Here is a 22,975-nt window from a genome sequence, read left to right as displayed (position 1 = left end):
GGTCGCTGAGCTAATCCGGATCACAACAGGTCGGCGAGCAGGCCCGCGGCCCGTGTGGCGCCACCGCCGTCGACGGTCCGGTATCTCACCTCCCGCCCGATCTCGGTGGCGATGGCGTCGGCGAGCGTGTCAGGGTCGATGTCGTCGTAGTCGAGGCGGCGGCCGGCGCCGTGCCGGCGCAGCCGATGCGCGACGTGGATCTGCTGCTCGAAATGGTGCCGCAGCGGAACGTAGATGAACGGCCTGCCGGCAGCGGTCAGCTCCATGCAGGTGGTGAGTCCACCCTGGACGATGGCGAGGTCGCTGGCCGCGAGGTGGCGGTGCAGGTCAGGCACGAAAGGCCGGATCTCCAAGCGTTCGGCGGGACGGAAGGACGACGGGTCGATGCGCGGGCCGGTGACGACCACCATTCGCAGGCCGGGCACGCGCGCGGCGGCCGCGTCGAACGAACCCACCACGCGTCGCAGCAGGTGTTCGCCGACGCCCGAGCCACCGACCGTCACGACGCAGACCCGCTCGTCCGGCGCGTACCCCAAATCGGCGCGCAACGCCGCGCGGTCGGCGACGCCGGCAGGGTCGAAACCCGTTACGTAGCCGGCGAAGTCGTAGTGCTGCTCGGTCCAGTCGCGGATCCGCGGCAGGCCGGGGCCGAACGCGTCGCCAACCACATCATCCGGGTCGCCGACGAAGATGGCCCGGTCACGCACCCGCGGGTACCGGGCGATGTGCTCGATCATCTCAGCGTTGTAGTCGGCGGTCACGAGGCTTTCCCGCTCGCCGCCGTCGGGCATCGGCAGGTAGCCGACGAAGTCGGTGAACCACGCGTACGCGAAGCGCTTCAGCTCAGGGTTTTCGTGCAGGAAGTGGTCGACGTCCCACGCCTCGTCGCCCACCACCAGGTCGTACGGGGTCTCGCGTACCGCGTCGTGGAACACCATGAAGTTCGACAGCAGCACCTCGTCCATGCGCCGCAACGCCTCGAAGCAGTGCAGGTCGTGCTCGCCGGCCTCGGCTTCGATGTGGGCGGACTCGTTGGCGAGCCAGGCGCTGGCCGGGTGGACGTGTTCGCCGGCCCGTTCGAGCACGTGGGTGACGGGGTGCTGTGCCAGCCAGTCGATCCGCACGTCGGGGTGGTGGGTGCGCAGGGCCGCGGCGATGGCGATGTCGCGCCGGGCGTGGCCGAGCCCGATCGGCGAGCTCAGATAGAGCACCCGCTTGGGCCGGTGCCGTCCGCGGATCCACGTGCGTGGCGGCGGAGCGGCTGTCCGGAACCGCGCGGCGAACTCGCCGATCAGCAGGTTGACGCGTACCGGGTCGCGGGCGAGCGGCACGTGCCCGGCGCCGGCGAGCGTGACGAGTTCGCCGCCGGTCAGCTCGCGCAGGATCTCGCTGCGCCGCAGCGGGCTGATCCGGTCGTCGTCGCCGTGGATGAGCAGTACGGGACTGGCCAGCCGCCGGCACCAGTCGGAAAGAGTGTCCGCATCGGGCATCCGGGCCTTGCTATTGGCCACGAGCACCTGGCCATTCGTGGAAAGGCCCCAGCAGACGCCGTCCTCGATCTGCTTGGTGGAGTGCGGCTCGGGGAAGCACTGGCCCAGGAAGAACCAGAGGAAGTCCTCGTGCTCCTTCTCCCAGTACTCGCGGTTGTACTTGACCCAGTGCTCAGCCGGGTCTGGCCGCACGTGCGGCACCCGTGAGCGTTCGACGTCGGGCGCGGGACCGCTCAGCGCGATATGCGCGGCTCGCTCGGAGGAAGGCGGTGCCAGGCCCACCGACGGTCCGATGAGGACGGTGCCGTGCACTCTGGACGGATGGTTGGCGCCGAGGTCGAGCGCCCAGTTCGCCGCCATGGACAGGGCCACCAGCACCGCGCGGTCGGTTCCCGTGGCGTCGAGCACCGCCAGCGCGTACGCCACCTGGGCGTCCTGCCCGTAGGCGGCCGGGTCGAGCGGGCGGTCCGAGCGACCGTTGCCGGGCCCGTCGTAGGTGACCACCCGGAAGTGCCGTGCCAGATAAGGCACCTGCCCCTTCCAGAAGCCCTTGTGGATGATCGTCCATGTGGGCATCAGGAGGATCGTCGGCCCACCGGTGCCGTGTACCTCGTAGTGAATCTTGACTCCACCGCGCTCGACGAAGCCTTCGCTGTCCGCCAGCCGTGCCCGCATGGTTCGCCTCCGATCCTTCAGTGTGCGCCGCGCTGCGCCATGGCGTCGGGCATGCGCGGCACGAACCGCGGCACCTCGTCGGCGTACCGCGCGTACCGGTCGCCGAGCTCGCGCCGCAGGTCGTGTTCCTCGAACCGGACCGCGACCAGGATGTAGGCGCTCGCCATGGCGGCGAACAGCAGCCGGCCGACGCTCATGTCGGGCGCCGCCCAGAACGCGACCAGAAAGCCGACCATGATCGGGTGCCGCACCAGCCGGTAGAACAGCGACTGCCGGAATCCGGGCTCGGCGTACGCGCGGTGGCGGGCGCGGGCGAGCGCCTGGCGGAGGCCAAACAGGTCAAAGTGCCCGATCTGGAACGTACTGCTCACCAGGACCGCCCACCCGGCGGCGTACAGCGTCCACAGCCCGGCGCGCGCCCAGCCCGCCTCCACCGACCAGATCGTCTCCGGCAGCGGTCGCCACTGCCACAGCAGCAGCGCCACCACCAGGCTCGCGGCCAGCACATACGTGCTGCGTTCGACGGCGGCCGGCACGATCCGCGTCCAGCGCCGCTTGAACCACGGCCGCGCCATCACGCTGTGCTGCGCCGCGAAGAGCGCCAGCAGCGCCCCGTCGGCCAGGACCGCTGCCCAGGCGGGGTCGCGGTCGCCGTCGTCGACGCCCTTCGGGACGCCGACCCCGGCGAGAAAACCGATCGTGTACGCGAAGACGAGGAGAAAGAGCAGGTAAGCGACTGTTCCGTACCCCAGGACCAGGATGCGCCGTGCCATGACGGTCCCCCTTGGCAATGATCGTTCGGTCGACCGACCGAATATCTCGGCACGCTATCATTCGGTCGACCGACCGAACAAGAGGGAGTCCTGATGACGACAGCGGTACGGATCATGGAGGCCGCGCGGGCGTGCCTGCTCGCCGACGGGTACGCCCGTCTGTCCACCCGCAAGGTCGCCGACAAGGCCGGGATGCCGCTCAGTCAGATCCACTACCACTTCGGGGGCAAGCGCGGCCTGGTGCTCGCACTGCTCGACCACGAGAACCAACTGCTCGTCGGGCGCCAGCGGGAGATGTACGCGGCGTCGGAGCCGCTGTGGAAGCGGTACGAGCAGGCGTGCGACTTTCTCGAGGACGACCTGGCGTCCGGGTACGTGCGGGTGCTCCAGGAGATGATCGCGGCGGGCTGGTCGGACACCGAGGTGGCGCAGCAGGTGCTGTCGATGATGCGGGGCTGGTTCGAGGTACTCGAAGAGGTGGCCCTGGAGGCGGAGGCCCGCTTCGGGTCTCTCGGCCCGTTCTCCCCGGCGGATCTGGCCGGTCTGGTGGGCCTGGCGTTCCTCGGCGGCGAGGCCGTGATCCTGCTCGGCGACGACGAGTGGGTCGTCCGGGTACGCACCGCGCTGCGCCGGGTGATCGATCTGTTGCGCGCGCTGGAGGATAACCATATCGGCAGCTGACGATTGACAAAGTTTGACGCCCCGACTTAATCTGCGTGCCCGGTGGCATGTGTTGGAGGGAGCGTCATGGCTGGCTCGCGGATCGGTCGCTTGCGCCGCGTTGGGGTGATCACCGGCGCGGTCACGGCGTTGCTCGTCGGCCTCGGTATCACGGTCGCGGTCAACGCCCAGGCGGCTGCCGGCTGCCGGGTGGCGTACTCCACCGCCAGCCAGTGGCCAGGCGGCTTCAACGGAAACGTCGCCATCACCAACCTCGGTGACCGGATCAACGGGTGGAGTCTGGTGTGGACGTTCCCGTCGGGGCAGCGGGTGACCCAGGCGTGGAACGCCACGGTGACCATGTCCGGCAGCCAGGCCACCGCTGTGAACGCCGGCTACAACGCCACGATCGCCACGAACGGCACGGTCTCGTTCGGGTTCAACGGGGCGTGGTCGGGCACCAACACTGCGCCGACGTCGTTCACGCTCAACGGTGTGGCGTGTACCGGAAACGTCGGCGGGACCCCCACCAGTGCGCCACCCACATCCACGCCACCCACGTCGGCCCCGCCCACCACTCCGCCGCCGGCGGGTAACGCGATGGCCGCCGTCGCCGCCATGCAGCCCGGTTGGAACCTTGGCAACTCGCTCGATGCGGTCGGCGCCGACGAGACCGCGTGGGGCAACCCGCGGGTCACCGAGGCGCTGCTGGACAACATCCGCGCCCAAGGCTTCAAGAGCGTCCGCATTCCGGTGACCTGGAGCAACCACCACGGCGCCGCCCCGAGCTACACCATCGACGCCGCCTGGCTCAACCGGGTCAAAGAGGTCGTGAACTGGGCACTCGCCGACGGGTTTTACGTGATGATCAACATTCACCACGACTCGTGGCAGTGGATCAACACGATGCCCACCGACCGCACCAACGTGCTCAACCGGTACAACGCACTGTGGACACAGCTCGCCGCCGCGTTCCGTGACTCGTCCTCCCGCCTCGTGTTCGAGAGCGTGAACGAACCGCAGTTCACCGGCGCGTCCGACGAGGCGCAGAGCATCACGCTTCTCAACGAGCTGAACACGTCGTTCCGCAGCATCGTGCGCCAGTCCGGCGGCGGAAACGCCTCGCGCCTGCTGGTGATCCCGACCCTGCACACCTCCGCCGACGCGGCGCGGGTCGATCCCGCCCTCTCGTGGTTCACCTCGACCAACGACCCGAACCTCATCGCGACCGTGCACTACTACGGCTACTGGCCGTTCAGCGTCAACGTCGCAGGCGGCACCCGCTTCGACTCCACCGTCCAAAGTGACCTGACCGGAGCCTTCGACCGCGTCTACAACGCGTTCGTCTCGCGCAACATCCCCGTCATCATCGGCGAGTACGGGCTGCTCGGCTTCGACCGCCACACCGGCACCATCGAGCAGGGCGAGAAGCTGAAGTTCTTCGAGTTCTTCGGCTACTACGCGCGCAGCAGGCAGCTCACCACCATGCTGTGGGACAACGGCCAGCACTTCGGCCGCACCTCGTTCCAATGGAGCGACCCGGAGCTGATCGCGCAGATCAAGTCGAGCTGGACCACCCGCTCCGGCACCGCGTCCAGCGACCAGGTGTACGTGCCACGCACCGGCTCGATCACCAGCAAGTCGCTGACGCTCAACCTGAACGGCACGACCTTCCAGCGGCTGAGCCAGGGCAGCACCAACCTGGCCAACGGCACCGACTACACGGTGTCCGGCAGCCAGCTCACGCTGACCGCCTCGGCGGTAACCCGGCTCGTCGGCGACCGAGCGTACGGCGTCAACACGAACCTCCAGGCCCACTTCTCACAGGGCGTGCCGTGGCGGATCAGCATCATCACGTACGACCCGCCGGTGCTGTCCAATGCCAGCGGCACGACGAGCTCGTTCGCGGTGCCGGCACAGTTCCGCGGCGACCAGCTCGCCACGATGGAGGCCAAGTACGCCGACGGCAGCAACGCCGGCCCGCACAACTGGACCTCCTTCAAGGAGTTCGACGTCGCGTTCGCTCCCAACTACACCGCCAACACGATTACACTGACATCCGCTTTCTTCGCCGAGGTCAACGACGGGGCGCGGGTCACGCTGACGTTCCACTTCTGGAGCGGCACGACCCTCACCTACTACGTCACCAAGTCCGGCGGCAACGTCACCGGCAGCACCACCTGACCCCGTCCGCCCCCGGCGACGCACCGACCCGGGGGAGGGGCAGGGCATGGACGACGTGGTGCTGCGCGGCGGCCGGCCATGGGGCAGCGACGGCCCGATGGACGTACTGATCCGAGCGGGAGTCATCGAGCGGATCGAACGGCGGGTCGACGTGCCGGACGCCGACGTGCTCGACGTGTCCGGGCGGCTGGTGCTGCCCGGGCTCGTCGAGTCGCATTGCCACCTCGACAAGACGCTCTACGGCGGTCCGTGGGTGCCGCACACGGCAGGCGACGCGCTGAGCGACCGGATCGCCACCGAGCGCCGCCGCCGCGGCGAGGTCGGCGTGCCCGACATCGACCGGATCACCGCGCTGCTGGAGCGGATGGCGGTTTCGGGCACCACGCACGTGCGCAGCCACACCGACATCGACCCGGCACTCGGGCTGTCCGGTGTGGACGCCGTAAACGCCGCCGTCGAGCGGCTCGGTGGGGCCATCACCGTGCGACAGGTCGCCTTTCCGCAGTACGGGATCCTCGCGAATCCCGGCACCGCCGACCTGCTCGACCAGGCCCTCAAAGCCGGTGTGGCCACCGTCGGCGGCCTCGACCCGGCCGGGTTCGACCGCGACCCCGTGCGCCACCTCGACGTGGTGTTCGGGCTCGCCGAGGAGCACGGCGCCGACGTCGACATCCACCTGCACGACGGCGGCACGCTCGGCATCTGGCAGCTCGAGCTCATCGCCGAGCGCACCGTCGCCACCGGGCTCGGCGGCCGCGTCGCGGTCAGCCACGCGTACGGGCTCGGCCAGGCCGACGGCGCCACCCAGCAACGCGTCGCCGACCTGCTGGCCGCCGCCGGGGTCACCGTCGCGTGTGGACACGACGGCATCCGCGACCTGTGGGGCCCGTACGGCAGCGGCGACATGCTGGAACGGGCCATGCACCTCGCCTATCGCAACACCTTCCGCCGCGACGAGGACATCGAGCTGGCACTGGAGGCGGCCACGTACGGCGGCGCGGCACTGCTGGGGCTGCCCGGGTACGGGCTGCGGCCCGGCGCGCCGGCGGACCTGGTCGTCGTCGACGCCCGCACACCCGCCGAGGCCGTCGTCACCCGGCCGCCGCGTGAGCTGGTCCTCAAGCGGGGGCGGGTGGTCGCCCGCTCCGGTAGGTTGGTCGGGTGACGGGGATTCATCCGGCCTGGTTGCCGGCGGAGGCTTTCCGGGCGGTCGGTTCGCGGCGCGTGGCGGTGCACGGCGACGGCGAGCTCGTCGACACGATCCGGGCCGAGGTGGCGTCGGCGGGATCGCCGTCCTCGTCGTCGCCAGACCTGGCGCTGTCGATCGCGGCCACACCGGGCTCACTCGGCGACGAAGGGTTCGCGCTCGCGCGCAGCGACGGCGTCACGACGGTCGTCGCCGACGCGCCCGCCGGCCTGCTCTATGGCTTCTTCCACGTGGTCCGGCTCGGCGAGGCGGCCTTCAACGCCGACCGGCCGGTCGAGGAGCACCGGCCCGCGCTGCGGCGGCGCATGGTCGAACACTGGGACAATGTCCACGTAAACCCGGTGATGGGCCAGGTCGAGCGCGGCTACGCGGGTGGGTCGCTCTTCTGGGAGCGCGGCGCTCTCCGCGCCGACCTTCGCCGGGTACGCGACTACGCGCGCCTGTTGGCCTCCTGCGGCATCAACGCCGTAGCCGTCAACAACGTCAACGTGCACGCTACCGAGGCACACCTGCTCACCGACCGCCTCGGCGAGGTCGCAGCGATCGCCGCCGAGCTGCGCCCGTACGGCATCCGCGTGCACCTGTCCGTCAACTTCGCCTCGCCCATCATGCTCGGCGGTCTGGCCACCGCCGACCCGCTCGACCCGTCCGTGCGCGAGTGGTGGGCCGCGACCACCAGCCGGGTGTACGAGACGATCCCCGACTTCGGCGGATACGTCGTCAAGGCCGACTCCGAGGGGCAGCCCGGCCCGTTCGCGTACGGCCGCAGTCACGCCGACGGCGCCAACATGCTCGCCGACGCGCTCGCGCCGCACGGGGGAGTGGTGCACTGGCGGGCTTTCGTCTACAACCACCGCCAGGACTGGCGTGACCGCTCCACCGACCGGGCCCGCGCCGCGTACGACCACTTCGCGCCGCTCGACGGCCAGTTCCACGACAACGCCATCCTTCAGGTCAAGCACGGTCCGATCGACTTCCAGACCCGCGAGCCCGTCTCGCCCGTCATCGCGGCCATGCCCGGCACCCGCCTCGCGGTGGAGTTGCAGGCCACCCAGGAGTACACCGGCCAGCAGCGGCATGTCTGCTATCTCGCTCCGATGTGGAGTGAGATGCTGCGGTTCCGTCTCCACGCGGACGACGGCCCGGCCGTAGCCGCGATCGCCGAGAGCGGCGGCCTCGTGGCCGTCTCCAACGTGGGCGACGATCCGTTCTGGACCGGCCACCCGCTCGCCCAGGCCAACCTCTACGCCTTCGGACGCCTTGCCTGGGCACCCGACGCCGACCCGCTGGCGATCCTCGACGAGTGGATCGGCCTCACGTTCCCGGCCGCCCCACCGCAACTGCGGCAGACACTGCGCGCCATGATGGACGATTCATGGCACACCTACGAGAAGTACACCGCACCGCTCGGCGTGGGTTTCATGGTGCGGCCGGGCCACCACTACGGTCCCGACGTCGACGGATACGAGTACACGTCCTGGGGCACCTACCACTTCGCAGACCGCGACGGGGTCGGCGTCGACCGCACCCGCGCCACCGGCACCGGCTTCACCGGCCAGTACCCGCAGCCGTGGGCGGACGTCTACGAGTCGCTCGACCAGTGCCCCGACGAGCTGCTGCTCTTCTTCCACCACGTCCCGTACGGGCACGTACTGCGCAGCGGCTCGACCGTCATCCAGCACATCTACGACACCCACTTCGACGGAGCCGACGAAGCGGCGCGGATTCGTGACTCGTGGAGCGTGGTCGGTCACCTCGTCGACCCCGGTGTGGACGCGCGGGTACGGGAACGCCTGGACGAGCAGGTGCGATCGGCCGAGGAGTGGCGCGACCAGATCAACACGTACTTCTTCCGCAAGTCCGGCGTCCCCGACGCCAAGAATCGCCGCATCTACTGACCGGCTCGTCAGCCGCCCGACGCGGGGATGCCGTCCCAAGGGCCAACTTGGCAGCCGCACGGTCAAATAGCGGATGACAACACCTTCGCGGTCCGTGCACCATGGCGATCATGGGAATGAACGACGGTCTGCGCCCTGGGCGGTCTGAGGTAGTCCTCATGTGCGGGATAGCGGGCTCGGGCAAGACCACGTACGCCAAGGACCTCGAAACCAAGGGCTATGTACGCCTGTCCATCGATGAGGAGATCTGGCACCGCTTCGGCCGCTACGGCATCGACTACCGGCCCGGCGAGTACGAGCAGCATACCGAGGTGGCGAGAGAGGCCGTGCGAGAGCGGCTGCTCTCACTGCTTGCGGAGGGCCGCAACGTCGTCGTCGACTCTAGCTTCTGGCAACGCTCACGGCGGCAGGAGTACAAACACCTGATCGAGCAGGCCGGCGGGGGCTGGCGTCTGATCTACCTTCAGGTCGACCCGGCACTGCTGCGGGCACGTCTGCATGGGCGAGCTGAGCGGTTCGACGCCAATGCCGCGTTCCCGATTACCGATGGGCTACTGGCTCGCTACCTGGACAGCTTTGAGCCACCGTATGGCGAGGGCGAGGAGGTCATTGTGGTCAGTCACCGCTGACCAGACAGCGCGCCCGTTGGGCCGATGCCAAGAAGCGCTCGCAACGACCTTCGACTCAGCGAACACCCTCGCGGCGCGTGACACGCCAGATCCGACGTCAGCCTGGATCCGCGACGGATCGGGAAGATCCTCGTGGCGGCACTCGCCAGGCGTCAGTGACGATACGTTCCAGCGTGCGTCGGCCGGTCCGACTCATCGCTGGGTTACTTTCGCGGTAGTACCAGACGAGCCCCATCGCCTGCACAAAGGCCCACGCCTTGCCGCGCTGCCATTCGAGGTCGTCGCACCCGAGGTCCTCACGGAGCGTCCGTCGAGGTCCAGCCCCAAGCAGATGCCAGGCGCCCACGAGGTCCAAAGCCGGATCGGCTGGTCCGAGGCCGCCGACGTCCAGAACCCCGGCTAGACGTCCGCCGCTCACCAGCACGTTGTCCGGAATCAGGTCACCGTGGTTCATCACGTCCTTGGTCTCGCCGCGCGGCAGATTCCGCATGGCTGCCCAGATTCGGCGAAGCCGCGCAACGTCTAGGAGCTGCTCGCTGTGCCGAAAGCAGGTCTCCATCCATCCGTCGTGCGCTTGCAGGTTGCCTCCTCGGCCGCTGCCGTCGAAGGTCCGACCACGGGTGTCGATGGCGCGTACGTCGTCGATGAACTCAGCGAGGTCGTGCGCGAACGCGGTCGATTCACCTGGGTCATCGTCGCTGGCAACGACGCCGGGTATCCACGTCTGCACGGACCATGGCAGCGGGTAGCCCGGCCCGGGGTTACCGAGTGCGACCGGCTCGGGTGTGGGGAACCGCGTACGCCCCACCAGCTCGCCGGTCGCTTCCGCTTCGGCTTGCAGCCAACGCCGCGTCGCCTCGACGTCGCCCGGCTGTAGGGGAAACCGAGCCGCAAGATGGTCGCCAACGCGGAAGATGGCGTTGACAGTCCCCTGCGAAGCGACGCTTCTCACGGCCATGCCCCGCCACTGGGGGAACTGGTCATCGACCAATCCGCGCACCGTCTCCGGCGATACGGTCAGTTGGTTGGCATGCATCTGCACACCGGGAAGCGTCGCGCCCCCAGATCTTCGATGCAACCTACTTTCCCTCGCGCCGACGCCTGCGTGGCGGTGGATCTGACCCTGACTGGCCCGCGTGCGGCCGCAGGTCGGTCAGCGTGAACCACCGGACCGTCAGCACCATCGTCGTCCGCCCCGACCGCTCGTTACTGGCGGAGGATCATGACGCCTCGGGCGTCCAGGGTCAGGAGCTGGCCGACCTCGACGCGGGTGCCGGTCAGCAGGTCGACGCCGCCCACCCGGGCGGGCACCTCGACCGGTGCGGCGTTGTGGTTGAGCAGAAACAGCAGCCGCGTCCCGTCGGGCGTGACCCGCACGGCGGTCTCCAGGTCGGGCACGTCCGGGTACGGGCCCGACAGGCCGTGCCGGTCGAGCACCTGGCGCATCACCCAGGAGACGCCCGCCTGGTCGAGGCCGGCGGCGACGTACCAGCCTTCGCCGGTGCCGTACGCGTTGCGGGTGACGGCGGGCGTGCCGGCGTAGAAGTCGGCCTGGTACTCGCCGACCACCTCGGCGCCCTGCGGGATCACGAGTTCGAACAGCAGCCGCGCCTCGACCACCAGGTCGCCGAGGCGCACGGGGTTGACGACCTCAGGGCCGCGTGCGTCCCACTCGTCGACGCGTACGCCCATCAGGGCGCCGAGCGGGCCGGGCACGTCCATGAGGAAGGCGTTGTCGTGCTCGTCGACGCGCCCAGACAGGAACGTCGTCACGACGGATCCGCCCCGCGCGGCCACCTCTTCGAGTCGCTGTGCGATGTCGCCCTTGAGCATGTGCAGCGCCGGCGCGACCACCACGTCGTACCGGGACAGGTCGGCGGTGACCGGCACCGCGTCGACGTCGACGCCGGCTTCCCACAGCGCCTGGTGGTACGCCAGCACGACGGACTGGTACTTCACGAGGCGGGACGGGCCGTCGGAGATCTCCAGCGCCCACCAGCTGTCCCAGTCGAAGAGGATCGCGACCCTTGCCGGCGTGCGGGCGCCAAGGACCGCGCCGCCGAGCGTGTCGAGTTCGGCGCCGAGCTCGGCCACCTCACGGAAGACGCGGGTGTCGTCGCGCCCGCTGTGGCCGATGACGGCGCCGTGGTACTTCTCGCTGGCGCCGCGGGAGGCGCGCATCTGGAAGAACAGGACCGCGTCGGCGCCGTGGGCCACCGCCTGCCAGCTCCACAGCCGCATCGTGCCGGGGCGCTTGAGGGGGTTGACGTCGCGGCAGGCGGTGAAGCTGGGCGTCTGCTCCATGAGCCAGAACGGCTGGCCGTCCTTCAAGCCGCGCATCAGGTCGTGGGTGAACGCCATGCGCGCCTGTGAGGTGTCGTCGGGTGGGTAGTTGTCCCAGGAGGCGAAGTCGAGGTGCGGCGCCCAGCGGTGGTAGTCGAGCCCGCGGAACATGCCCATGAAGTTGGTGGTGACGGGGAGGTCCACACTGGACTCGCGGATGGCGTTCTTTTCGTCCAGGTAGTTGTTGAGCATGGCGTCGGACATGAAGCGCATGTAGTCGAGGGTGATGCCCTGGAAGGCGGTGTGGTCGGGCCCGCGCCAATGTTCGGTCAGCGCCGAGGGCGGCTCGATCTCGTCCCAGTCGTAGAACGTGTGCGACCAGAACCTGGTGTACCAGGCGGCGTTGAGCCCGTCCAGGCTCTCGTACCTCTTGCGCAGCCAGTCACGGAAGCCGGCCGCGCACAGGTCGCAGTAGCAGGCGCCGCTGTATTCGTTGCCGACGTGCCAGGCGACGACGGCCGGGTTACCGGCGTACCGAGCGGCTCGGCGGCGGGCCATCTCGGTGGAGAGCCGGCGGAAGACCGGCGAGCTGGGGCAGGAGTTGTGGCGTCCGCCGAAGCGGTGCTTGCGGCCCTCGAAGTCGATGCGGGTGATTTCCGGGTGCGCCCGCGCGAGCCACGCCGGGTGGGCGCCGGTGCCGGTGGCCAGGCAGACCTGCCTGCCTTCGGCGGCGGCGCGCTCGACGACGCGGTCCAGCGTCCCGAAGTCGTACACGTCTTCGGCGGGCTGAGTGAGCGCCCAGTCGAAGACGCCGAGGGTGACGGTGTCGATGCGGGCGGTGTCGAAGAGCCGGTAGTCGTCCGTCCACACCTCCTCGGGCCACTGCTCCGGGTTGTAGTCCCCGCCGAAGGGCACTTTGGGCGTGACCGGCAGGCTCATGCGGCGAACTCCTCCTGGACCTGCGTGATCATCTTCCGGCTGTTGCGCACCAACGCCATCACGAACACCGCGCCGAGCAGTGCGAGCACCGCCTCGGACGCGAGGACGATGACGCCGGCCGCCACCAACAGTAGGCAGGCGTTGGCGAGTGCGACGCCGGGCGTGCGGGCGAGGAAGTAGGCGGCGAGGCGAGCGACGTCCTTGGTGCGGAAGCTGAACAGGGAGGCGATGACGAGCGCGTTGGCGAGCCAGAGCGTCGCCGCGACCGCGATGACGACCAGCAGCACCGCCCACCAGCCGGGCACGCCGGCCGCGCCGAAGTAGGCGAGGTTGACGCCGACGATCGCCACCCAGGCCAGCCACGGCACCCAGATCCGCAACACCGCGACCAGGTTGAGCCGGTACCCGCGCCAGAACCGCGCCCCCGGGTGCAGGTCGGTCAGGTCGCCGCTGCGGTGATGGATCGCGTAGACGGCGGCGGAGACGGCGGGCGCCAGCGGCAGGGCGCAGAGCGCGGCGAGGGGCACGTTCGACGGGTGGCGGTCGAGCAGCAGCAGCGGCACCAGGCCGGGCAGCGTGGCGGCCACCAGCATCACCTCGACCACCAGCACGGTGTACACGAAGGCGGCGATCCGGGACAGTGGCCCCTCACCGAAGTAGCGGCGCGCGGCGACGGTGCTCATGAATGCTCCTGGTGCAGGCGCGACAGGTCCCACCACGGCGGTGTTTCGTCGGTGACTACCGGGGTGATCTCTACCAGAGTGACCTCGTGCCGGTCGAGGGCGAGGTCGAGGTCGGCGCGCCCGCCCGCGACCGGCAGGGCGCGATGGCTGACCGCCGGCTCAGCGGCCGCGCGCAGCGCGTCGAGCTCGCGCTCGCGCGGCGAGCGGGGCTGGCCCATTTCGCACCAGGCCCGCCACGGGTTGCCGGCCTCCTCGCTGACCGAGGAGCGCAGGACGAACGCGGAGACCGCGCCGGGCAGCGGCAGGGATAGCCGGAGGGTGTGTCCGTCCTCGCGAACGGGCGCCCACGCGAGGACGGTGACGCGCCCGGCGGCGTCGCGGGTGACGAGGTGGTCGTCGCCGCGCGCGAGGACCTGGTCGCCCATGCGGGCCATGAAGGCGTACAGGTGGAAGGTCGGCTTCTTGATCTGGCGGTGGGTAAGCAGCCCGAACCCGCCGTGGAACGGCGCGGTGGGGACGCCCACCTCTTCGAACATGTCGCTGAACGTCCAGTACGAGAAGGAGTCCACCAGGTCGCCGCCGGCCGCCACGACGGGCGCCAGGTAGGCGGCGTGGAAAGCCGTGTCGTGCACCGGGTTGTCGGGCCGGTAGGAGGAGTTGAACTCGGTGATGTGCACCGGCAGGTCGGCCAGTGGCGTGCCGCGCAGCTGCTCGCGCGGGCGGGCGAACTGAGCGAGCAGTTGGGTGGCGGGCGCGAGGGTCTGGTAGGTGCCGAACGGCACGTGCTGTGCTGGGCCGGACGTGTACGCGTGCCGGCTGACGAAGTCGACGGGCACCGAGCGGGCGGTGACGAACTCGACGAAGCGATCCATCCACTCGTCGGCGCCGGGGGAGATGGCCGGCCCTCCAACCTGAAGGGAGGCGTCGACCTCCTTGACGGTGTGGGCGGTCACCTCGTACAGGCGGTGGTAGGCGTCCTGGTCGGCGCCCTGCCAGAAATCCTTGAGGTTCGGCTCGTTCCACACCTCGATTGGCCACTGGCGCACCTGGTCCAAACCGTAACGGTCGACCAGGTGCGCCACCGTCGCCCGCACCAGCGCGGCCCACTCGGTCCACGACCGGGGCGGGGTGACGTTGCCCCGCCACCAGAAGACCGTCTGGTCGCCGGAGGCGAGGTCTTCGGGCATGAAGCCCAGTTCCAGGAACGGCGCGATGCCGAGGTCCAGGTACGCGTCGACGACCTGGTCGACGTACGTGAAAGCGTGCCGCACGTGGCGGGCACCGTCGTACTCGTACGGTCGGTGGACGCCGACGCCGTCGCTGAGCAGGCCGTGGCCCCGGATGTGCCGGAACCCGATCTCGTGCTGGATCAGCGCCAGGGAGTCCTGGTAGTCCTTGCGTAGCGCGAGCTCGAACCGGCCGGTGCCGACGCAGGCGCGCCAGGCGCCGGGCAACCGGCCGGACGAGTGTTCCGGAACGATGACGCGCACGGTCAGCCGTGTTCCTTCTGGTAGCGGTCGTACGCCTTCTGGACCAGCTCCATGTAGGCGTCCATGTTCTTGCTCTTGAGCTCGTTCACGTAGGCGTCCCATTCGGACAGTGGACGCTGGCCGAGGATGAACTTCAGGGTCTGCTGGAAGACGTAGTCCTTGAGGCCGGTCTCCCAGAGGGTGGCCTGCTCGCGCTCCTCGTCGGTGAACGGCGCCGGCGGCGGGGTGACGAACGCGGCCTGCTTGCGGGCGTTCATCACCGCCTGGAACTCCTTCTCCTCGTCGGAGAAGAACGCCTGGACCAGCTCCGGCTTGCCACCGTAGGCGAACACGCCGTTGCCGAAGCCGAAGTCCTTCTGAAGGTGCTTGGGTGCCTGGGGGTGCAGGCCGACCATGTCCACATTGGGCGATAGCTCCGCCTGCCCGGAGGAGCCCTTGACCATCGTGGTGCCTTCGACACCCAACCTGGCGAACTCCTGGCCCTCGTCGGAGTACCAGAGCCAGTCGATGAACTGCATCATGGCGACGAAGTTCTTGCTGTCCTTGGCCTTTGTGGAGATCATGATGCCGTTCTCCAGGCGGCTGGCCGGGTTGATCTCACCCAGCGGGCCGGTCGGGACCGGAATCTTGACGAGCTTCGCGCTCGGGAGGGTCGCCGCGAGGTCCTTGCGGTAGTCGTTGACGAGGGTCTGCGCGTTGGTGCTGATGACGAACGACTTGCCGTTGGCCAGCTTCTGGCGCGCGATGTCGTCGTCCTGGGTGAAGCTCTCCGGGTCCATCAGCTTCTCGGCGACCAGCTTGGCGAGGTACTCGACCCAGCCCTTGTACTTGTCGCTAGCGCCTGTGTAGAAGTACTTCTTCGCGTCGGCGTCCCAGGTGGCGTGCTGGTAGGTCCAGCCGCCGGGCGCGCCCCAGGCCGCGCCGATCTGGCTGAAGAGCGGGCCACCGGGCGTGGGCTTGCTCCACCGGTCGGAGAACGGGTAAAGGGCGGGGTGCGCCTGCTTCATCGCCTTCAGCATCGTGTAGACCTCGTCCCAGGTCTTCGGGATCTGAAGGTTGAGCTGCTGGAGGATGTCGGTGCGCACGGCCAGCGAGTAGTCCGCCCACGGCTTCTCGTGCACGCCGGGCAGCAGGTAGAACTTGCCGTCCGCCTGCCGGAGTGTGTCGATCTCCGGCTGTAGCTTCCATTTCTCGACCTTGTCCTTGAAGTTGGGCATCAGGTCGAGGTAGTCGCTGACCGGCAGGATGGCGCCCGAGGAGACGTACGAGTTCTCCGCCGGGTGGTAGGTCTTGGGGATGATGAGCGGCGCGTCGCCGGCACCGATCAGCACGCTGCGCTTCTGCTCGTAGTCGCTCAGCGGCACGGCGACCGGGTCGAGCTTGATGTTGGTGCGCTTGCCGAGCTCGGACCAGAACAGCCAGTCGGTCTTCAGTGGATAGTTGGGGTGGTTGTTGTACAGCACGGAGAAAGTCAGCGCCTCGGTCGCCTTGAACTGGTCGCCGACGCCGTACTTCTCCATCGCGCCGACCCGCTTGCCCTCGAGGTCGCTGGACTCGTTCGAGTCGTCACCGCCGCAGCCGGCGAGACCGAGCGCGACGAGGCCCGCGGCGGCGGCGAGAACCTGGCGCCGGGACGGTTGGTAGACCATGGGAATTCCTTTCCGGGGTGGGTCATCCCTTGACGGCGCCGAGCATGACGCCGGAAACGAAGTACCGCTGGATGAAGGGGTAGACCAGGAGGATGGGCAGGGTGGTGAGCACGATCGCGACCGCCTTGACGGTGGCGCCGATCTGCAGCGCCTCCGCGCCCTCGGCGACGGCGTTGCCGCCGAACGCGGTCGAGGTGGCGCCCGCGATGAGGTTGCGCAGGTAGACGGTGACCGGCCACAACTCCTGCCTGTCCATGTAGAGGAACGCGGAGAACCAGGAGTTCCAGAAAGACACCGCGTAGAAAAGCACCATCGTGGCGACGATCGCCTTCGACAGTGGTAACACGATCCGCCACAGGATCCCGTACGTGGACAGGCCGTCGACGGAGGCGGCCTCCTCCAGCTCAGTGGGGAGGCTTTCGAAGAAGGCCTTCATCACCAGCAGGTTGAAGACGCTGATCGCGTTGGGCAGGGCGATCGCCCAGACGCTGTTCTTCAACCCGAGGCTGGTCACCAGGATGTAGTTGGGAATCAGGCCGCCGCTGAAGAACATGGTGAACACCGCGACGCCGACGAGCAAGCCGCGGCCTTTGAGTTGGGGCTTGGACAGCACGTACGCGTAACAGGTGGTGAGCACGATCGCGATGACCGTGGCCGTGAAGGTGTAGAAGAGGGTGTTGCGGTAGTTGGTCCAGAACAGCGAGTCGCTCATCACCTCCTCGTACGCGTTCAGGTTGAACCCCTTGGGCAGCAGGTTCACCTTTCCGGCGACGACGTTCGCGTGGTCGCTGAACGAGCGGGCCACGATGTTGAGGAAGGGGTACAGCGTGACCACCACGACGCCGGTCAGCACGATGGCGTTGACCACCTGGAAGATCCGGTAGCCGCGCGTGACCTGCTGGCGCTTCGGACCGGCCGGCTTGGCGAGAATCTTGCTGGAGTCGATGGTCACCACAGGCTCGCCCCCACTGTGCGACGGGAGATGAAGTTCGCCGACAGCACCAGCGTCAGCCCGATCAAGGCCTCGAAGAGGCCAATCGCCGCGGCGTAGCTGAAGTTGCCGGAGACGATGCCGACCCGGTACAGGTACGTGGCCACGACGTCCGCGGTCGGGTAGGTCAGCGGGTTGTACAGCAGCAGGACCTTCTCGAAGCCGACCGCCATGAACGTGCCGATGTTGAGGATCAGCAGGGTCACCATGGTCGGCCGGATGCCGGGCAGGGTCACGTGCCAGGTCTGGCGCCAGCGGCTGGCACCGTCGATCCGTGCCGCCTCGTACAGGTCTTCGTCGATGGTGGTGAGCGCCGCCAGGTAGAGGATCGTGCCCCAGCCGACGGTCGCCCACGCCTCCGAGGAGACGTAGATGGTGCGGAACCAGCCGGCCTCCTGCAGGAAGGCGATCGGATCACCGCCGAACGCCTTGACGGCCTGGTTGACCACACCGTCGACCGACAGGATCTGCATGACCATGCCGGCCACGATCACGATGGACAGGAAGTGCGGCAGGTACGACACCGACTGCACGAACCGCTTCAGGGAGCGCGTGCGCACTTCGTTGAGCAGCAGCGCCAGCACGATCGGCAGCGGGAAGCAGATCAGCAGCCCGAGCCCGCCGAGGATCAGGGTGTTGGTGAAGACTTCCCAGAACGTCGGGTCGTTCAGGAACATCTTCACGTACCGCAGGCCGACCCAGTACTCGCCGAAGACACTGCCGCCGGGCTGGAAGCGCCGGAACGCGATGACGTTTCCGAGCATCGGCAGGTACCGGAAGACGAGGAAGAACAGCAGCGGCAGGATCGCCAGCGAGTAGAGCTGCCAATCCCGCCGCAGCGCCTGCCGCCAGGTGCGCTTGGGCGGTTTCACGCGGCGGGTGGCCGCGGCGAGCGCCGGCTCGGGGCGTACCGCGCCGGGTGGCGGCGCGTTCACCGTGGGTGTGCTCATGCTGTCTCCACTGTGGAATGGGTGAGCAACTTCCGGTCGTGGCCAACCTCGCGTTCCGGCCCGACCAGGCGTAGCGGCACAGTGCCTTCGATGTCGGAGAACGAGCGGCCGAAGCGCAGCTCGACCTCGCCGGGCTCGACGATGCGGCGCCCGCCGACACCGGTGAACGACGCGGCGTCCGCCGGCACCGCGAACGTCACCCGGGCGCGCTCGCCAGGCGAAAGCGTCACCCGCGCGTACCCGACGAGCCGTACGACGGGACGGGTGACCTGCGCGACCGGGTCGTGCAGGTAGAGCTGCACGACCTCGGTGCCGGCCAGCGACCCGGTGTTGGCGACCGTCACCTTCACGTGAACGTCACCGTCGACCGGCCATTCGGCGGGCCCGTCGGCGTCGCGCCACTCGAACGTCGTGTAGCTCAGGCCGTGGCCGAACGGGAACGCCGGTGTCGGGTCTACAGAGGACACGTCGGTGCGGCGGCCCAGCGGAGGTGCCAGGTACGTGGCCGGTACGCCGCCGGCGTCGCGCGGCACGCTCACCGGCAGCCGTCCCGAGGGGTTCACCGCACCGGTCAGCACCTCGGTGAGCGCCTGCCCGCCGCTCTGCCCGGGGAAGAACGCCTGCACGATCGCGGTGGCGCCTTCTACCTCGTCACCCAGCGCGTACGGGCGGCCGGCCAGCAGCACCAGCACCACCGGGGTACCGGTGGCGAGCACCGCGCGTACCAGCTCGCGCTGCGCGCCCGGCAGGTGCAGATCGGTTGCGTCACAGCCCTCGCCGGAGGTGCCGCGCCCGAAGAGCCCCGCGCGGTCGCCGACCGCCAGCACGCATACTTCGCTGTCGGCGGCCAGCGCGGCGGCCTCGGCGATGCCGGAGGTGTCGTCGCCGGTGATCTCGCAGCCGGGCGCGTACGCCAGGTCCGGGTACGCCCGGCCGAGCGCCTCGCGTAGCGACGGGATATCCAGCCCGAGCCCGTATTCGGGGTGGTGCACGCCCACGTGCGCGGGGAACGAGTAGCAGCCGAGCATCGCGATCGGGTCGTCGGCGACCGGGCCCACCACGGCGACCCGCTGACCTTCGCGCAGTGGCAGGATGCCGTCTGTGTTGCGGAGCAGCACAATGGACTGTCGAGCCAGTCGCAGGGCGACGTCCTGGCTTTCGGCACTGTCGAGGTCCAGGTCGTCGGCCTCGTCGGGCAGGGCCTGCCAGCCGTCGTCCAGCAGGCCGAGTTCGGCTTTCTGCGTCAGTACCCGGCGCAAGGCCCGGTCGATGAGCGACTCATCGACGGCGCCAGACTTGACGGCCTCGATCAATGGGGTGCCGAAGGCATCCACATTGGGCAGCTCGACGTCGATGCCGGCGCGCAGCGCGAGCGCCGCGGCCTGCGCGCCGTCGGCGGCGACGCCGTGCAGGCTCTGCAGGAAGCGGATCGCGAAGTAGTCGGAGACCACCGTGCCGGTGAAGCCCCACTCGTCGCGCAGCAGGCCGGTCAGAAGCTCCGCGTCGCCGGCGACGGGGACGCCGTCGATCTCGGCGTAGGAGTTCATCACCGAGCGCGCCCCACCGAGGCGCAGCGCCATCTCGAAGGGCGGCAGGATCACGTCGGCCAGCTCGCGCGGCCCCATCGGCACGGGCGCCAGGTTTCGGCCGCCGCGCGAGGCCGAGTATCCGGCGAAATGCTTGAGGGTGGCGACCACGCCGGCGTCCTCCAGCCCGCGCACGTACGCCGCGCCCACCGTCCCGACCAGGTACGGGTCCTCGCCGATCGTCTCCTCGGTGCGGCCCCACCGGTAGTCGCGGGTCACGTCGAGGACCGGCGAAAGGCCTTGGTGCACGCCGGCCGCGCGCATCGTGCGGCCGATGTGCCCGGCCATCTGCCCGACCAGCTCCGGGTCGAAGGCGGCGCCCCAGCACAGCGGCGCCGGAAACGCGGTCGCCCGCCAGGTCGCGAACCCGGTCAGGCACTCCTCGTGCACCTGCGCGGGTATCCCGAACCGGCTGGCCGTGACGATCTCCTCCTGCGCGGCCGCGAGTGACTGGGCGCCACGCACGGGGTCGACCGGCGCGGTGCCGAATGGGCGCGTGAGCTGGCCGAGTCCCTGGCGGATCAGCGTGTCCCAGGACGCGCCGCCGACCATGTCGGACTGGTACGGCGCGACGCCGCCACCGGACGCGTCCGCACCGACCCAGACACCGACCAGCTGGGCGACCTTCTCCTCCAGCGTCATGAGCGGGATCAACGCATCGACCCGCTCCGTGGTGGACCGCTCCGGGTCGCGCCAACACGCGTCGTCGTTCACCTGGTTACTCATGCCTCCCCTAACCCGGCTTTGCCGAAAGTTTCCGCAACATGCCGGTCACATCTGACGGCAAGTTAGGCGCCTTGTCAGAGGTGTGTCAAGGGTCAGTCATAGACGATGATCCGCCCAGCGGTGATCAAGTGCTACAGTGACCGCCGAAACTTCCGGCGATGCTGGGTGAGATTTCGATGACGAGTTCCGCAACGATAGCGACGATCGCCGACGAGGTCGGCGTGTCCGTGACGACCGTGTCCAAGGTCCTCAACGGGCACTCCGACGTCGCGGCCGCGACCCGGGCCAGGGTCGAGGCGAGCCTGGAACGGCACCGGTACCGGCGCCGCGTCAAGCGCCGCCCGACCGGCCGCGAGCAGGTCGACCTGGTCTTCCACGAGTTCGCCGCGGCATGGGCCATGGAGATCATCCGCGGCGTCGAGTCGGTCACGGCCGCCGCCAAGGTCGATCTCGTGCTGTCGCAGCTGGGCGGTGCGCACCAGCCGCCGCAGCAGTGGCTCGACGGGGTGCTCAGCCGTCGCCCGACGGGCATCGTCTTCGTGCTCTGCCACCCCGCGCAGTCCCACCGCCAGCAGTTGGAGCGCCAGCGCATCCCGTTCGTCGTGGTCGACACCGACAGCGCGACCACCGCGTCCGTGCCGACCGTCGGTTCCAACAACTGGAACGGCGGCCTGCTCGCCGCCCGCCACCTGCTCGACCTCGGCCACCGCCGGATCGCGATCATCTCGGGCCCGGAAGACGTGCTGTGCAGCCGGGCGCGCGTCGCCGGCTTCCGGTCCGCGCATGACGAGGCGGGCGTACTGGTTGACCCCGACCTGGTGCGGTACGGCAACTTCTACGTCCACGCTGGCTACGAGTACGGCCTGGAACTGCTCGGCAGGCCAGACCACCCCACCGCCATCTTCGCCGGGTCCGACATGCAGGCGATGGGGGTGCTGCGCGCCGCGCGCAAGCTTGGCCTCGACGTCCCCCGGGACGTCTCGGTGATCGGGTACGACAACCTGCCGGTCGCCGCGTGGATCGGTCCCGCGCTCACCACCATCAATCAGCCGCTGCGCGACATGGCCGGCACCGCCACCCGGATGCTGCTCGACATCGCGCGCGGCGTCGAGCTGTCGACCAGCCGCATCGACCTGGTGACCGAACTCGTCGTACGAGAAACGACCGCACCCCCCGCGCAGGCGCGCTGATGGCGCTTTTCGACCTGCCACTCGCGCAGCTGGAGCAGTACGCACCCACCATCGCCGAGCCGGCCGACTTCGACGAGTTCTGGCAGTCCACACTGGACGAGTCACGCGCGACGAAGGTGCTGATCGACGTACAGCCGGAGCCGACCGACCTGCGCCTGGTCGAGTCGTTCGACGTCACGTTCGCCGGGTTCGGCGGCGACCCGGTGCGCGCCTGGTACACCCGGCCCGCCGGCGTCGACGAGCCGCTGCCCGCCGTCGTGGAGTACCTCGGGTACGGGCGCGGGCGGGGCCTGCCGCACGAGCGGCTCACGTTCGCCGCGGCCGGATACGCGCACCTGCTCATGGACAGCCGGGGTCAGGGCGGGCAGTACGGCACCGGCGGCGACACCCCCGACCCGCACGGCAACGCGCTCGGCGGCCCCGGACCGATGACCCGGGGCATCCTTTCGCCGCGCGACTACTACTACCGGCGCCTGATCACCGACGCGGTGCGGGCCGTCGAGGCGGTGCGGGAACTGCCCGGCGTCGACCCGGCGCGAGTGGTGGCGGCCGGCAACAGCCAGGGCGGCGGGCTCGCGCTCGCGGCCGCCGGTCTCGTGCCGGACCTGGCCGCGGTGCTGGCCACCGTGCCGTTCCTGTGTCACATCCAGCGCGCCATCGAAATCACCGACGCCGCCCCGTACAGCGAGATCGTGACGTTTCTGGCGATCCACCGCGAGGCCGAGGCCGCCGCCCGAAACACACTGTCCTATATCGACGGTGCGAACTTCGCGCGGCGGGCGTCCGCGCCCGCGCACTTCGCGGTGGGGCTGCGCGACACGGTCTGCCCGCCGAGCACCGTGTACGCCGCCTACAACCGGTACGCGGGCACCGACCGGACGATCCACGTGTATCCCTTCAACCACCACGAGGGCGGCGAGGCCGTACACGTGCGCCGCCAGCTCCGCTGGCTGCGCGAGCTAGTACGCTGAT

At 69.3% G+C, this 22,975-nt stretch carries 17 protein-coding genes; 7 read left to right on the top strand and 10 right to left on the bottom strand.

What is annotated here, in order from left to right; all coding sequences use genetic code 11:
• Nucleotides 1–20: 20 nt before the first annotated feature.
• A complete protein-coding gene (locus tag V6V89_RS00745; protein ID WP_334616870.1) occupies nucleotides 21–2,165 on the bottom strand; it encodes an alpha/beta hydrolase in 2,145 nt (714 codons plus the stop codon).
• A 17-nt stretch (nucleotides 2,166–2,182) separates the two neighbouring features.
• Entirely contained in the window at nucleotides 2,183–2,938 is a 756-nt protein-coding gene (gene mddA / locus V6V89_RS00740; protein WP_334616869.1) for a methanethiol S-methyltransferase, read from the bottom strand.
• A 93-nt stretch (nucleotides 2,939–3,031) separates the two neighbouring features.
• On the opposite strand from mddA, the gene V6V89_RS00735 reads away from it, so the two are divergent.
• The 5 genes from V6V89_RS00735 (at nucleotide 3,032) to V6V89_RS00715 (ending at nucleotide 9,516) form a co-directional block, all read left to right on the top strand.
• A complete protein-coding gene (locus tag V6V89_RS00735) occupies nucleotides 3,032–3,619 on the top strand; it encodes a TetR/AcrR family transcriptional regulator (protein ID WP_334616868.1) in 588 nt (195 codons plus the stop codon).
• 66 nt (nucleotides 3,620–3,685) lie between these two features.
• Nucleotides 3,686–5,782 (top strand): cellulase family glycosylhydrolase, encoded by a 2,097-nt coding sequence (locus V6V89_RS00730; protein WP_334616866.1) that lies wholly within the window; start codon nucleotides 3,686–3,688, stop codon nucleotides 5,780–5,782.
• 46 nt (nucleotides 5,783–5,828) lie between these two features.
• Nucleotides 5,829–6,947 carry an amidohydrolase family protein gene (locus V6V89_RS00725; RefSeq protein ID WP_334616865.1) on the top strand — a complete coding sequence of 373 codons (1,119 nt, stop codon included), beginning with the start codon at nucleotides 5,829–5,831 and terminating at the stop codon, nucleotides 6,945–6,947.
• A complete protein-coding gene (locus tag V6V89_RS00720) occupies nucleotides 6,944–8,887 on the top strand; it encodes an alpha-glucuronidase (RefSeq protein WP_334616864.1) in 1,944 nt (647 codons plus the stop codon). The genes V6V89_RS00725 and V6V89_RS00720 overlap by 4 nt, the downstream gene beginning before the upstream one ends.
• A gap of 110 nt (nucleotides 8,888–8,997) precedes the next feature.
• Nucleotides 8,998–9,516 carry an AAA family ATPase gene (locus V6V89_RS00715; protein ID WP_334616863.1) on the top strand — a complete coding sequence of 173 codons (519 nt, stop codon included), beginning with the start codon at nucleotides 8,998–9,000 and terminating at the stop codon, nucleotides 9,514–9,516.
• Between the two features lie 97 nt (nucleotides 9,517–9,613).
• On the opposite strand, the gene V6V89_RS00710 is transcribed toward V6V89_RS00715, so the two are convergent.
• The 8 genes from V6V89_RS00710 to V6V89_RS00675 all read right to left on the bottom strand — a co-directional run bounded on the left by V6V89_RS00710 (nucleotide 9,614) and on the right by V6V89_RS00675 (nucleotide 20,813).
• Nucleotides 9,614–10,552 (bottom strand): aminoglycoside phosphotransferase family protein, encoded by a 939-nt coding sequence (locus V6V89_RS00710; RefSeq protein WP_334617200.1) that lies wholly within the window; start codon nucleotides 10,550–10,552, stop codon nucleotides 9,614–9,616.
• Between the two features lie 170 nt (nucleotides 10,553–10,722).
• Nucleotides 10,723–12,738 carry a beta-galactosidase gene (locus V6V89_RS00705; RefSeq protein ID WP_334616862.1) on the bottom strand — a complete coding sequence of 672 codons (2,016 nt, stop codon included), beginning with the start codon at nucleotides 12,736–12,738 and terminating at the stop codon, nucleotides 10,723–10,725.
• Complete coding sequence (locus V6V89_RS00700; protein ID WP_334616861.1) at nucleotides 12,735–13,421, bottom strand: hypothetical protein; 687 nt, start codon at nucleotides 13,419–13,421, stop codon at nucleotides 12,735–12,737. Before V6V89_RS00700 ends, V6V89_RS00705 begins: the two co-directional genes overlap by 4 nt.
• Nucleotides 13,418–14,911 carry a GH39 family glycosyl hydrolase gene (locus tag V6V89_RS00695; RefSeq protein ID WP_334616860.1) on the bottom strand — a complete coding sequence of 498 codons (1,494 nt, stop codon included), beginning with the start codon at nucleotides 14,909–14,911 and terminating at the stop codon, nucleotides 13,418–13,420. Before V6V89_RS00695 ends, V6V89_RS00700 begins: the two co-directional genes overlap by 4 nt.
• Nucleotides 14,912–14,913: 2 nt before the next feature.
• The gene (locus V6V89_RS00690) at nucleotides 14,914–16,560 is read right to left on the bottom strand and encodes an ABC transporter substrate-binding protein (protein ID WP_334616859.1); all 1,647 of its coding nucleotides are present in this window, start codon (nucleotides 16,558–16,560) and stop codon (nucleotides 14,914–14,916) included.
• Nucleotides 16,561–16,582: 22 nt separating this feature from the next.
• On the bottom strand, nucleotides 16,583–17,512 hold the full coding sequence (locus V6V89_RS00685) for a carbohydrate ABC transporter permease (RefSeq protein ID WP_334616858.1): 930 nt from the start codon (nucleotides 17,510–17,512) through the stop codon (nucleotides 16,583–16,585).
• Nucleotides 17,509–18,501 (bottom strand): ABC transporter permease, encoded by a 993-nt coding sequence (locus tag V6V89_RS00680; protein WP_334616857.1) that lies wholly within the window; start codon nucleotides 18,499–18,501, stop codon nucleotides 17,509–17,511. Before V6V89_RS00680 ends, V6V89_RS00685 begins: the two co-directional genes overlap by 4 nt.
• The gene (locus tag V6V89_RS00675) at nucleotides 18,498–20,813 is read right to left on the bottom strand and encodes a glycoside hydrolase family 3 N-terminal domain-containing protein (RefSeq protein WP_334616856.1); all 2,316 of its coding nucleotides are present in this window, start codon (nucleotides 20,811–20,813) and stop codon (nucleotides 18,498–18,500) included. The genes V6V89_RS00680 and V6V89_RS00675 overlap by 4 nt, the downstream gene beginning before the upstream one ends.
• Before the next feature lie 176 nt (nucleotides 20,814–20,989).
• On the opposite strand from V6V89_RS00675, the gene V6V89_RS00670 reads away from it, so the two are divergent.
• Nucleotides 20,990–22,003 carry a LacI family DNA-binding transcriptional regulator gene (locus V6V89_RS00670; protein ID WP_334616855.1) on the top strand — a complete coding sequence of 338 codons (1,014 nt, stop codon included), beginning with the start codon at nucleotides 20,990–20,992 and terminating at the stop codon, nucleotides 22,001–22,003.
• Nucleotides 22,003–22,974: an acetylxylan esterase gene (locus V6V89_RS00665; protein ID WP_334616854.1), complete on the top strand. Its 972-nt coding sequence runs from the start codon at nucleotides 22,003–22,005 to the stop codon at nucleotides 22,972–22,974. The genes V6V89_RS00670 and V6V89_RS00665 overlap by 1 nt, the downstream gene beginning before the upstream one ends.
• Nucleotide 22,975 lies beyond the last annotated feature (1 nt).

It is taken from the genome of Micromonospora sp. CPCC 206061 (assembly GCF_036906915.1).
In the GTDB taxonomy this organism is placed as follows: Bacteria; Actinomycetota; Actinomycetes; order Mycobacteriales; family Micromonosporaceae; genus Phytohabitans.
Note: the sequence above shows the minus strand (reverse complement) of the source record. Positions and strands in the feature narration are given on the sequence as shown.

What these genes read in the sequence shown, in the direction of transcription:
- V6V89_RS00745 (WP_334616870.1), bottom strand. Translation starts at nt 2,165, where the DNA reads ATGCGGGCACGGCTGGCGGACAGCGAAGGCTTCGTCGAGCGCGGTGGA.
- mddA (WP_334616869.1), bottom strand. Translation starts at nt 2,938, where the DNA reads ATGGCACGGCGCATCCTGGTCCTGGGGTACGGAACAGTCGCTTACCTG.
- V6V89_RS00735 (WP_334616868.1), top strand. Translation starts at nt 3,032, where the DNA reads ATGACGACAGCGGTACGGATCATGGAGGCCGCGCGGGCGTGCCTGCTC.
- V6V89_RS00730 (WP_334616866.1), top strand. Translation starts at nt 3,686, where the DNA reads ATGGCTGGCTCGCGGATCGGTCGCTTGCGCCGCGTTGGGGTGATCACC.
- V6V89_RS00725 (WP_334616865.1), top strand. Translation starts at nt 5,829, where the DNA reads ATGGACGACGTGGTGCTGCGCGGCGGCCGGCCATGGGGCAGCGACGGC.
- V6V89_RS00715 (WP_334616863.1), top strand. Translation starts at nt 8,998, where the DNA reads ATGGGAATGAACGACGGTCTGCGCCCTGGGCGGTCTGAGGTAGTCCTC.
- V6V89_RS00710 (WP_334617200.1), bottom strand. Translation starts at nt 10,552, where the DNA reads ATGCATGCCAACCAACTGACCGTATCGCCGGAGACGGTGCGCGGATTG.
- V6V89_RS00705 (WP_334616862.1), bottom strand. Translation starts at nt 12,738, where the DNA reads ATGAGCCTGCCGGTCACGCCCAAAGTGCCCTTCGGCGGGGACTACAAC.
- V6V89_RS00700 (WP_334616861.1), bottom strand. Translation starts at nt 13,421, where the DNA reads ATGAGCACCGTCGCCGCGCGCCGCTACTTCGGTGAGGGGCCACTGTCC.
- V6V89_RS00690 (WP_334616859.1), bottom strand. Translation starts at nt 16,560, where the DNA reads ATGGTCTACCAACCGTCCCGGCGCCAGGTTCTCGCCGCCGCCGCGGGC.
- V6V89_RS00680 (WP_334616857.1), bottom strand. Translation starts at nt 18,501, where the DNA reads ATGAGCACACCCACGGTGAACGCGCCGCCACCCGGCGCGGTACGCCCC.
- V6V89_RS00675 (WP_334616856.1), bottom strand. Translation starts at nt 20,813, where the DNA reads ATGAGTAACCAGGTGAACGACGACGCGTGTTGGCGCGACCCGGAGCGG.
- V6V89_RS00670 (WP_334616855.1), top strand. Translation starts at nt 20,990, where the DNA reads ATGACGAGTTCCGCAACGATAGCGACGATCGCCGACGAGGTCGGCGTG.
- V6V89_RS00665 (WP_334616854.1), top strand. Translation starts at nt 22,003, where the DNA reads ATGGCGCTTTTCGACCTGCCACTCGCGCAGCTGGAGCAGTACGCACCC.